Origin of the sequence: Clostridium sp. CF012, from assembly GCF_018861755.1 — a bacterium.
Lineage (GTDB): Bacteria > Bacillota > Clostridia > Clostridiales > Clostridiaceae > Clostridium_AD.
In genome coordinates this window covers 1-10,542 of the sequence record NZ_JAHLEF010000062.1, presented here as the reverse complement: position 1 = coordinate 10,542, position 10,542 = coordinate 1, and the positions used below count along the sequence as shown (strand labels likewise).

The window sequence follows — 10,542 nt, the reverse complement described above, 5'->3', positions numbered from 1 at the left end:
CATTACTGATGACAACTCAAGACTCGCTACTGTTGGTTGGCTAGACCTTACTCAGACAGGATTTCCACCTGCTAGGTTAATTACCCTTAGCTGGGCGCACAATTGGAATTTATAACTTCATATATTCAGATTTAAGAATTCCATATTCATAAGTATCTTTCCAAATAGGGTTACCTTTTTCATCAGTAAAGAAAAAAATATTCTGAAGCAACGTTCCCTCTCTTCTCATTCCAACACGCTCAAGTAATTTCCAAGAAGGAATATTTTTAGGATCACACTGCGCAATAATTCTTCTTACGTTTAAGCTTAAGAAAGCATATTTAATCAGTGCAAGTAGGCTTTCTGAAGCATATCCATTTCCCCAGTATTTTTCATTAAAAACATAGCCAACTTCCCAAGTTTCGAAGTCTCCTTTAGAAAAATATAGATTACCTATCAATTTCCCACTTTTCAAACATACAGCAAGAAAATTTTCATCATCCGCACGCCTTTTTGCTTCCCCATAAGCTTCATCTTTTGTAAACGGCTTAAACGGCTCAAATTTCAGTACTTTTGGATTAGAAAAGTATTCATATAAATCTTTACCATCATTTTCTGAAAATCTTCTTATTATTAATCGCTCTGTACTTAATTCCATCATGTTCATCCCCCGCAAATTACTATTTATTGAGTTGTTATACATTTTTCATAAGCCGTATAATCTTACCAATCTGATTTATCTCATAAAAAAATTATAAGTATAAATTTAAATAGGCACAATGGAAAGAACAATTATAACTATTCTTTCCAGTATATTCACTTCTTTTGTTACGTTATATTTTACGAACGCGAATCAGATGTTTTTCAAACAACGACTTTGAATTAGCATTCATTTCGAAACGATTTCAGCTAACATTCCTTGTTGCCGACGTTCCTGAACCCTAGCCCGACGGGCATGGTGAAGGAATGTGCATTGGCGCTGCGCTACTACTAACCTATATATAGATTAGTAGTCATAAATTTACACCTTGCTATATAAAAATTGTCCACCAGCCAAGGCGGACGGCAACATTTTGTTATACGGTGTTTAGCCACTGCATTTTGAGCAAGGCCTACTCCAGTTATCCTTGAATATCATTTATACTACATAATAATTACAGTTAAATAAACCCGAAATGTGAGGCAATTAAGATTTATTTATAATTACAACCCACTTTATTACAGTATTAAATAATTTTAGAGTGATTAACTTTTGATTAACCACTTATAATAATTTTAAAGTACCAAGTTTAACAATAAAACGACATAAATACTAAAGAAACATCCCAATTGATGACTCTGTTTCTTCATGAAATTTATATCCTAAACTATTATAAACCGATAATGCTCTTTTATTTGCACTCCACACTTCCAAGATTGATTCCTTAATACTCAAAGCTTTTAAATCTTCTAAGGCTCTAAGTATTAAATTTTCACCAATACCACGGTTTCTCCATTCCTTCGAAACAAACAAATCGTCTACCCAACCATATTTAATGTTTAATTCATTTTTCTTCACAATAATTATGATATTACCTACGATGTCACCTTCATGCTTGGCTGCTATACTGAACCACTCATTTTCACTTTTCAATTTTTTTAAATCCTCTAAGGAATAACCCGAAATAAATACTTTATTTTGCTTCTCTACTAATTGGATTATCTCATCTTCGTCTATAAGCTCAAGTTTAACAAAATCAATACCATCAACACCTGTAATCTCGAAATTTTCCTCAGTTATCTCTTTTTTTATTATATACATACCCTCATCATGCTTGAACCCTTCTTTTGACGAATAATATGCAATATTCTCTTTGTTATCCGAAAAACAACAATGGTATACCCTTACATCAATATTATTATTTTCTTCTTTTATAGCATGCGCGCGCTTCATTATTTTATCAAACATTTGATCTTTTAGTTCAATCTTATTTGCAACATCTGTTACTGTAATATCAATATATATATTTAATCTAGGTTTTTCAGATAAATCTGAATCCATAAAAGGTGAAATTACAGCTTCACCTACTAAGTTATTATCTTTGTCATAAGCTTCTAACATATGTTTTCTTTTACTATCTTTAATTTTATATATCATAATATCCCCCTATTTTTCAACTTGGTTTTCAAGAATTTTCTACATATGCTCACGTTTAATAGATTACATTCAGAAACCTATATAACTTATGAGCACATACTATATGAAGATTGTGTATTAAGTTTACTGTAGATTATGATCATTTTGTTAATCAACCTATGAAAATCGCCTTTATGATTTCAATAATCCAACCAACCTTGTTCTAAAGCAATTCGACCATGCCGGGAGATAACCTGCTTGAACTGCTACGCGTTGAGAAATAACATTGCTACAATCTGTACTGTAATATGGAATATATCCACGATTAAGAACTTCAAGTGTTAAAGTATTTACAAGAATAGTCGCAAGTTTATTTTTTCTATATGGAAATAAAACATCACCACTGATCTGCCACATGGTCTTGCATTCAGCACTTGCGCTTGCTATCCCAACAACCGTATCTTTATATTTAGCTATAACCGCTACCATTTCGGGATGTTGACTATTAATGAATATTGCAAAGCATAATTAAAACCTTTCAATTCATAAAGCTTTTGTATATCATCTTTTTCAATAATTACATATTCAAACTCTTTATTTCTACTCAAAAGAGTAGTTTTGTCTAAATCCGGAAGAAAATAAGGGTTGACACCGTAACCAAATGGCATATTCAATGCTTCATATCTTGTCTTACCTTCAAGCTGTTGATAAACAAATGGCAAAATATCAGTAGATGCATTTATTACTATACCGTTTCCCATTGTAATCATTTCTAATCGCGGTGTTATCCACGGAAAAGGTCGTCTTCCTTCATTTTGTTTTGCTTCTGTAAAAATAAAGCCGTCTTTTAAAAAATCATCCGGCGAGCAATTATAGTCAATTGCAAGCTGTTGGTAAACACAATCGATCATATTTTTTTTATAAATCATAACCTTATCCCCTTATGTAAACATAATCTAGATTAGTAATGAATTACAATTATTACTTAACAATACCATATTATATCATAAATATAAAGATTAGAGATATCTTTTTTTTAGTAAAAAGGGCAAAATAAAAACACCCTATTGAGTGTCTACCTTACCCTATTTAGATTATTCTACTACGATTGGATTGCCATTGCCATCTACTCCTAATCCGTCTTGACTAAACTACTTTCGCTAATTCCAATAAAGCATTTTCTACTGCAACTTTATACTCTGCAATTAAAATATCATCTGTTTTAAAAGGCTCATTTGTCTTTGGATTTATCTCCTGTGTACTAATTTTTTTAACTAATATACCTACTAAATATTGTTTAACTATTACTGTTGCCATGTTAAATCACTCCTTCGCTTTCTAATAATTTATTTTGTAAACTATTTATTTGTTGCTCTAGTGCATTTAATATAGTAAGTTGTAAAGGTACTACTCCATCATCAAATACAAGATATTTACCATCAAAATGATTTTGTATTTCAACTAAAATCTTATTTGTATTTTCACCCATTATTTTTTCTTTACTTACTTCATCTTCATATTGAAATTTATATTTCATAATTTACCTCCTAATTTATGATACTGCTATTCCGTTTGTTACTACAACTAAATCATTTATAAATGAGTAATGAATGTTTAATAATGAACTACAATATTCACCAGATTTTGGGGTTAGCGATTGCATATATGTTTCAAAATAATCACCAATATTTACATTAATATCAATTGAATTTGTACCGTTTAATAAACCACTATATAGTGTACCAAAAGGTGAACCATTTTTATATAATTGACCATTTGCACTCATATTTGTTAACCCCGCCGAAAAAGAAAATTTTATTCTAATTGTACCTGTAAAATTAACTGTTAGTCTTCGCCCAACTTTAGACATTTGAGATGCAATTGATGTCGACATTGGTCTATATGGGTCGTTACCTCCTTGATTTGAAGGATTAAATTCCTCACTAGCAACATATCGAGAAGGATAATAATTTCCCACAAGTCCCAACACACTTTTACCACTTAATATATTTGAAGCTATAAAATTAGGTTCAGGGTAATGAAGTGCATGACCATTACCATAATACGCATTTTGTGGGAATCTCAAATATAAATGACCCTCGCCCGTTCCTAATGTGCTTATTGAATTTGTATCACCATTACTCAAGTTAGGTATTGTTCCTACTACAATTCCACTATCTGTTCCAATGGTTTTGCCACTTATAACATCGGTATTTAAGGCAGTTCCATAATCACCTCCTTCACCCAATAAGGTAAAAGACGTTCCATCCCAAAACAATGTATATACACTTGCATATAGTTTTGCATTATTCCCATTTGCTTTTTTAATTGCATAACTTGTGCCTGTATTTATTTTCAATGTTGGAGCAGTTATACTATTTGTATTAAATTTTATAGTAAATTTTTGATTAGCATTTATAACTTGTGTTGTAGTTATGCTATAAGCATAACCACTATTTGTAGTAGTTCCTAAGTGTGGTACTTGCTTCGAATTATCTGCCTAAGTCGTCACAAGTAAAAACGCCACTAACTTTTATTGTTTGTGACGTCTAATATGAATGATGCGACATAAGTAATTATTCTTTATTCTTTAGTTCTAAAAATATAGGTGCTATATTTAGTAAAATAGATATAATTGTCAGAAACCATAATGCCTTTTCCATTGTAGGTATAACATCTAATAAAGCCGACCAATCCTCGCCTTTTACCCACTTGGATACAACACTGTATTCTGCACAAAGTGTCAATGCTGTAAATGACAATCCAATTGCCATAGCAAGTTTATAGTCTTTTCCTGCTTTATACATATAAAGATTTATAAAAGTTGCTACCATAGCAATAACTCCTAATATTATCCACATAATTATACCTCCATTATTATTTTTTAGTTACATATAAGATTACGATTCCGAATCATTGTTACCATTATATAACATAACAGTAAAAATTGGAATAGTCCAAACTTTACTGCACCATTTTTTCCTAAGTCGTCACAAGTAAAAACGCCACAAACTTTTATTGTTCGTGACGTCTAATATGAATAATGTTAACCTTATCATATATAATTCATTTGTATATTCTCAATTTTTGTTTTCGATTTTCCACCATATTAATTCATCAGTTTCCTTATATTTGATAGCACCTACATTTTCTAACACTTTATGTGAGGGTATATTTGTCTTTTCTGTATCTGCAATCACACATAGTGCTTTGGGATTTTCAAAAATCCATTCAGTTAATCCTTTTAATGCTTCAGTAGCATATCCATTTCTTCTATACTTTTCTTCAATGGCATATCCAACAATTACCTCACCATTTTCATTAGGATAGCATTTAAGCATTATAAAACCAATTATTTGATTTTCTTCTTTATGGACTATAGCCCAATTAGTTAACCATAAATAATTTTCAACATCCTCAAGTACTTTTCTTAACCTTACTTTCATGGCGTATTGCATTTCTTCGTCAAGAATTATATTAGTGACTCTTAATCCCAAATCACTTTGCATTTCTCCATAATCCTCTACTGATAACGCAAGGTGATGTGATTGTAATGGCAACAACTTTAATCTTTCTGTTTCTAGATTGTAAATTATTAGCCTTCTTGCTTCTTTAATTTCATTTCTTTTAATTAATCCATAATTCATTTTTACTATGCCTCCATAAAATCAAAATTTGGGCATAAAAATACCCCTGAAATAGCTTTTTTAACTACACCAAGGTAAATGAATCTATCTGTATATTATGAAGTCATAACTTTAATATTATTCCAGCTACACATCAAAACTACATTAAAAGACCATATTTGGAGTAGTTATATATTTAAATTCTAACATATTAATCATCTTAATCACTGGCAACCACTCCTTTCAATATTTACAAGTATACCATAACATAAAAAGTTAATAATATAAATCTTTATAATATGTTATTTCAAATCTTCGCATTTTTATACAATTGTTACTTAACAATACCATATTATAGCATAAATATAAATAATAGATATATCCTAATCTTCATTTCATCATATATTCCTTTTGTAAAATATAGCCACTTATCCCTACAAGTGGCTATTTGTTTAGATTTATAGATACTAATAGATATAAGTGTTTACTATTGCAACATAACTATTTATTCCAAAACTACCGCTCCCTTTTTTTCTTAAGAAAAAGACACCCTTTCGAGTGTCTTAATTAGTTTTATCTCTTTAATTCTTCTTCTATTTTGGTCATATACTTCATATGCTACAAATCCAATTTTGCCAAGATCCTTATAAGGTAGATCAAGTGTCATTATAATAATCTTATTATTTTTTTTCAGCTACAGTATTAAAATGCATCGTTGACGTTGTAATTTTTCCACTTATCACGTCTAATAATGTAACAATAATTGATTGATTTATCAGTATCATAAGAAGATTGAAATGTTATTGTACCTGTTCCAGTTAATGGATCAAAGCTTACTGTTGAACTTACAGTTGCAACTCCATATAACTGTGAGGCCAACATTGTTTGAGTAATATCTGCACCAGTAGTTTCATCAGGTATTTTATATTTGAATGTAGCTGTAGTATCTCCGGTCTTTATTAATTGATTTGAACAAAATTAAGTTCAAATACATCTGAAGTGCCTACTTGAGTAGCCACTGTAGAAAGTGCCTTTACACTTGTAGCACCTGTATTGTTTGTGACGTCTAATAAGAATAATTTAATAGTGTAATAAAATTTCAATTATATTATTCCCTACGACAACAATCATAGCACAGCGGGAACGATTAATGTAGCACTCATTGAAACTCCAGTAATCGAATCCCTTCCAGTTATCACCACTGAACTAAGTGTACTAAAACTAATATCTGCGTTCGGAGTTAATGTGAGCAGTCCTCTTTTGACAACAATTGTACCAACTTGACTCTTAAAGGTTACAGTGTCACTAAGTGATGAATTTGTAATATCCTTCCCATTTTCATCATATATACTATAGGTTGCATAACCATGTCCATTAGAAGCTATTCCCAATCGTGTTGAAGTTATAGTAATCTTACTGACTTTTGTACCTTTAGTTACAGCTGAATCATCTACTGTAGTAGGTATGGTAATAGCACTCGATGTTGTTGTATTATCAATACTAATTACTGTACTATCTGCAATAGCACCCACACCACCCAATATTTTTATATTTGCATTAGGATAATCTAGTTGTAGCAAATTCTTCCCTTTTGTAATGTCATTTTCAACTAATAGCAATACATTAGAATTATTTCCAGCTAAGGCTGAACCACTTAAAGCATCTGCAAAGTTTTCACCTGTTGCAAGATAGATTGTACTAAAATCTGAGCTACTTTTAAAAGCATTTATAATGGAAATATTTCTTGCGTATTTATCTGTTCCATTAATTTCAATAACATTAGGAAGTCCTGCTACATTGTTTATAGAAGTTCCTTTCCCAACTACGTAGGTTTTATCAATTCTTTGACTAGCTACGTAATCTGTAACTGATTGAGGTATACTATTATGTTCCACTATTATAATTGGCATATTCAATGATGCAGCAATTGGTGCTATAGATAAAGCATCTGCATAATCTTCACCTGTTACAATTGCTATTTGTGAAACATTACCTAACTGTTTAGCAACCGCAATTGCAGTATCATATCTAGTTTTCCCAGCTAATCTAGTAGTTATTACTCCTAGTTCTGTGAGTCGTTCTTGTACAGCTTTGGAAATAACTCCTGTACCGCCCACTATAAATATGTTCTTAACCTGTAACTGTTTTATTGTTGCTAATGTTGAGGTGGGTATTGAATTTGTCTTTGTCAATAATATTGGTGCTTTGTATTTTCCAGCTAATGGAGCAGCGCACAATGCGTCAGGATAATCTTCACCCAAAGCTAAAACAGCATAATCAGATTGAGTCCAACCATTTAAAGCTATTTTAGATGAGGTTTCATATCTGTCTATTCCCGACAATCTTGTGTGGTTTGAAGAAGCCAAAACACTGGTAGATGTAATCATCGTCAACATGAATGTTATTAGAATTAATAATTTCATATGTTTTTTGTACATTAAAATCAACCACCTTTATATATATTATAATAATAATTCCAATACATATTAGCTTTACCATTATATACATAATATAACATTAAAGATTGAAATAGTCCAATCTTTAATGCACCATATTTTCCTAAGTCGTCATAAGTAAAAACGCCACAAACTTTTATTGTTTGTGACGTCTAATAAGAACATTACGTAGTGTTATTTGTTTTAAAGTTAGGCTATGTTTAAGAGAGCTGTTGATATTATGACAACCTTTAAATGAATCCAATAAATGGTTACTGTTCATTAACTACTTGTATAATTCAGGAAATTGATTTACATCAAACAGACACACTTTCCACTTACCATCTTCTTTTTACTAGGTCTACAGTTCCTTTGGCTGTGTCTGCTTGTTTGGTTTTACCATCGGAAGATATAAAATCAAATTTAACTTCATAAGGGTACCTTACTTTATCGTTATCTTTATAGTCTTTATACACGTTTTCACCTAAAGTAAGGTCTGTAACTTGTGCTATATAATTATTCATGACACATATTTTCGTACTCACAGTTTTAAACTGAGTCCTTAATGCCTCTTCATACCCTTCTTCTGTCATTAAAGCTACTATGTTTTTGTCAATGGCCTTTACCATTTCAAGTAATGCATCACTTTGTTTTTTATAGTTTTCTTCGCCCTTTGGTCCTTCCTCAGTTATCGATGGCAGTATAAGTCTACTCAAATCAACTACTTCTTTAGCGTCTACTGTGTAGATACTATTGGTTAACTCTTTTGCGACTTTTTTAGCATCACCTTCATCGGAGCTACTGCACCCAACTAATGCTAATGTAACTAAAGACAGAACACAAAATATTCTTATTACTTTTTTCACGATTATTACCCCCGCTCTTCTAATTTTAATAACTATTATTTGATGAACAATAATTTACCATTGTGACACTTTAGAAGAAAACTGCGTATTATTCTATGATAAACGCTCGGCATATTTATGAAATTTGTATGGAGAGATTGATTGATAATATTCTAAATCAATTATCAATTCATCCCTATTCATCTCCCCTAATGAAGGATTATAGTTCCAAATTGCAAGGGGATTTATTTCATATAATTCATTACTATTTTTTTGGAATACTGATACATATTGAGGAAAACGCTTGTCATAAATTTTTCTTTTATTTTTGTATTCTGTACTACTATATGGAACAATTTTTGCAATTCCATGAATTTGTAATGTTCCAACAGATATTGCCACGAATGGATTTTCTGCAATGTTTCTACATTTTAATGTATCCGAATAGCTTCCAAAATACAAATGTAAATCTTCATCATATGCAAAACAAACGGCTGAATTGTCTGGATATATTTCATTTGATGTTGCCAAGTAAAGAAGTTTTTCTCTTTCTAATATTTTATTAATAGTATCTAAATTAACTTTCATTCTATCACCCACATCCTTCAATAAATCTAAATCGCGATATTCTACAGTTGTGACGAAGTTATATGAATATTCCGAATTAATTTTCGTAAGTAGCTTCTTAAATCTATTTAATGCTATTAGCTTTATAAAATGATAAAACAAATAAAATGAATAAAATGAAAGAAATTTTATTGCCAATTAAATTATTAGGATATATGGTAATAAAAATGTTTACAGTATTATATATAACAACAATAATAAATGTTATTACAATATATATATTGTTAATCCTTTTTCTAAATATAGCTATAAGTAAGAGTATAGCAATATTTAATGATAATAATGTATATTTCAGGAATACTAAACTTATCATATTATATAAATAAAAGCTATTTAAGACAAAAGTAATAGTAACCAAACATAGTAAATAGATAGCATACTTATTTTTAATAACCTTTTTCATATTCATAATATCATCCTTTCTGGTTCATAGTATTTCGCACTTTCTTACAGTTGTGACGAAGTTTAAGAAACATGCGAACTAACTTATTTAAAATAATATATTAAAGTAGCTTATTATATTATTTAGCTTTGCTTAAACATATAAAGATATTGCAAATTAAGCATTTATAAAATTTTTTTAATTATTCTCTAGACATCTTACCCTTATACTCTTTAGTAAATAGAAATGGTAGGAATACAATAGTGCAAAAGATTAAACTTAGTATTAAGTCCTTTAGTGAAATTGGTTTACCATAGGCACTACTGTCATCAATAACCATACTGTTATTAATTAAATGAATAATTATAACCGACCAAAGGTTTCTAGTTTTCATATAGACAAATCCAAAGAAAATACTAAGCAAAATACAATAGCCAATATGAGATATTACACAATAAATAGGGGTGGATGGACTGTATAGCATAAAACAAAGTGGTAAATGCCATATCCCCCATATAAATCCTAATATAAT

16 protein-coding genes are annotated in these 10,542 nt (G+C 30.3%); all 16 read right to left on the bottom strand.

The genetic code is table 11. The annotated features are described in order from the left end of the window. Positions 1-109: 109 nt before the first annotated feature. The gene (locus KPL50_RS25755) at positions 110-640 is read right to left on the bottom strand and encodes a GNAT family N-acetyltransferase (protein WP_216301346.1); all 531 of its coding nucleotides are present in this window, start codon (positions 638-640) and stop codon (positions 110-112) included. Positions 641-1,291: 651 nt separating this feature from the next. Further along, entirely contained in the window at positions 1,292-2,116 is an 825-nt protein-coding gene (locus KPL50_RS25750) for a GNAT family N-acetyltransferase (RefSeq protein ID WP_216301345.1), read from the bottom strand. Between the two features lie 171 nt (positions 2,117-2,287). Next, positions 2,288-2,584, bottom strand: coding sequence for a GNAT family N-acetyltransferase (locus KPL50_RS25745; RefSeq protein WP_216301344.1), 297 nt, complete (start codon positions 2,582-2,584; stop codon positions 2,288-2,290). Next, the gene (locus KPL50_RS25740; RefSeq protein WP_216301343.1) at positions 2,578-3,024 is read right to left on the bottom strand and encodes a hypothetical protein; all 447 of its coding nucleotides are present in this window, start codon (positions 3,022-3,024) and stop codon (positions 2,578-2,580) included. The genes KPL50_RS25745 and KPL50_RS25740 overlap by 7 nt, the downstream gene beginning before the upstream one ends. 217 nt (positions 3,025-3,241) lie before the next feature. Continuing rightward, a complete protein-coding gene (locus KPL50_RS25735) occupies positions 3,242-3,412 on the bottom strand; it encodes a hypothetical protein (RefSeq protein ID WP_216301347.1) in 171 nt (56 codons plus the stop codon). Between the two features lies 1 nt (position 3,413). Next, complete coding sequence (locus KPL50_RS25730) at positions 3,414-3,632, bottom strand: hypothetical protein (protein WP_216301342.1); 219 nt, start codon at positions 3,630-3,632, stop codon at positions 3,414-3,416. Between the two features lie 15 nt (positions 3,633-3,647). After that, a complete protein-coding gene (locus KPL50_RS25725; RefSeq protein ID WP_216301341.1) occupies positions 3,648-4,454 on the bottom strand; it encodes a hypothetical protein in 807 nt (268 codons plus the stop codon). A 217-nt stretch (positions 4,455-4,671) separates the two neighbouring features. Beyond that, complete coding sequence (locus KPL50_RS25720; RefSeq protein WP_216301340.1) at positions 4,672-4,956, bottom strand: hypothetical protein; 285 nt, start codon at positions 4,954-4,956, stop codon at positions 4,672-4,674. 219 nt (positions 4,957-5,175) lie between these two features. After that, positions 5,176-5,742 carry a GNAT family N-acetyltransferase gene (locus KPL50_RS25715; protein ID WP_216301339.1) on the bottom strand — a complete coding sequence of 189 codons (567 nt, stop codon included), beginning with the start codon at positions 5,740-5,742 and terminating at the stop codon, positions 5,176-5,178. Positions 5,743-6,256: 514 nt separating this feature from the next. Then, entirely contained in the window at positions 6,257-6,388 is a 132-nt protein-coding gene (locus KPL50_RS27650) for a hypothetical protein (protein ID WP_290443300.1), read from the bottom strand. Between the two features lie 35 nt (positions 6,389-6,423). Then, the gene (locus KPL50_RS25710; RefSeq protein ID WP_216301338.1) at positions 6,424-6,603 is read right to left on the bottom strand and encodes a hypothetical protein; all 180 of its coding nucleotides are present in this window, start codon (positions 6,601-6,603) and stop codon (positions 6,424-6,426) included. A 77-nt stretch (positions 6,604-6,680) separates the two neighbouring features. After that, a complete protein-coding gene (locus KPL50_RS25705; protein WP_216301337.1) occupies positions 6,681-6,824 on the bottom strand; it encodes a hypothetical protein in 144 nt (47 codons plus the stop codon). Between the two features lie 24 nt (positions 6,825-6,848). Next, the gene (locus KPL50_RS25700) at positions 6,849-8,159 is read right to left on the bottom strand and encodes a cell wall-binding repeat-containing protein (RefSeq protein WP_216301336.1); all 1,311 of its coding nucleotides are present in this window, start codon (positions 8,157-8,159) and stop codon (positions 6,849-6,851) included. A gap of 335 nt (positions 8,160-8,494) precedes the next feature. Then, complete coding sequence (locus tag KPL50_RS25695; protein WP_216301335.1) at positions 8,495-9,022, bottom strand: hypothetical protein; 528 nt, start codon at positions 9,020-9,022, stop codon at positions 8,495-8,497. Between the two features lie 93 nt (positions 9,023-9,115). After that, on the bottom strand, positions 9,116-9,730 hold the full coding sequence (locus tag KPL50_RS25690; RefSeq protein ID WP_216301334.1) for a pyridoxamine 5'-phosphate oxidase family protein: 615 nt from the start codon (positions 9,728-9,730) through the stop codon (positions 9,116-9,118). A gap of 482 nt (positions 9,731-10,212) precedes the next feature. Then, positions 10,213-10,542, bottom strand: a 330-nt coding sequence (locus tag KPL50_RS25685; RefSeq protein ID WP_216301333.1) for a CPBP family intramembrane glutamic endopeptidase, incomplete at its 5' end; no start/stop codon positions are given.